1 rRNA gene is annotated in these 391 nt (G+C 44.2%); it reads left to right on the plus strand.

Annotated features, from left to right (window positions below):
- Positions 1 to 106 precede the first annotated feature (106 nt).
- A 5S ribosomal RNA gene (gene rrf, locus HFM85_RS16035) occupies positions 107 to 224 on the plus strand.
- The last annotated feature ends 167 nt before the right edge of the window (positions 225 to 391 follow it).

The raw sequence follows: 391 nt of genomic DNA on the forward strand, positions 1-391 counted from the left end.
GTAACAAGGTAGCCGTATCGGAAGGTGCGGCTGGATCACCTCCTTTCTAAGGAAAAAGTAGAGAGTAAGAATGTGTTTTACTGTTTAGCTATCAAGCTGAAAGATTTCTGGTGCCGATGCGGTTGGGGGACACACCCGTTCCCATCCCGAACACGACGGTTAAGACCCAATCGGCCGATGGTACTGCACTGGAGACGGTGTGGGAGAGCAGGTGGGCGCCAGATCAAAAAAAGAAAAACAGGAGAGATCCTGATGAGAATAAAAGCTGGTTTTACCAGTGATCAGAGTTTACAAAAACAGTTTGTGAGTTCTGATGGCTGATAAAACATCAGTCAGCATTGTACCTTGAAAACTGCATACATGAAATTTGATTAAGTTAATCAAATATCCT

The sequence above is a fragment of the Blautia schinkii genome (assembly GCF_013304825.1).
Lineage (GTDB): Bacteria > Bacillota > Clostridia > Lachnospirales > Lachnospiraceae > Blautia_A > Blautia_A schinkii_B.